The 206-nt window shown below is 44.7% G+C and carries 1 protein-coding gene; it reads left to right on the top strand.

From position 1 onward, the window contains the following. Positions 1-197, top strand: a 197-nt coding sequence (locus tag HMPREF2554_RS04115) for a ribonuclease domain-containing protein (protein WP_246825995.1), incomplete at its 5' end; no start/stop codon positions are given. Between the last annotated feature and the right edge of the window lie 9 nt (positions 198-206).

The following is a 206-nucleotide window of genomic DNA, read 5'->3' as shown; positions in this document are numbered from 1 at the left end:
AGGGGAATCCTATTACGTATACGGAAATGGATTTCATGGCTCCTCAACCGAAGATTGGTGAAAACGGTGAAATTGAGTTGAAGCCTAACGGGAAGCCTGAGACGACTCGTGGTGATGACCGGTTGATAGTGGGTAGTAATGGCAGTATCTATTACAGCCCGGATCATTATCACACGTTTATCCTGATAGTAGAGTAAGGGAGAAAA

It is taken from the genome of Rothia sp. HMSC071F11 (assembly GCF_001809115.1).
In the GTDB taxonomy this organism is placed as follows: Bacteria; Actinomycetota; Actinomycetes; order Actinomycetales; family Micrococcaceae; genus Rothia; species Rothia dentocariosa.
This window is presented reverse-complemented; position numbering and strand designations above follow the sequence as displayed.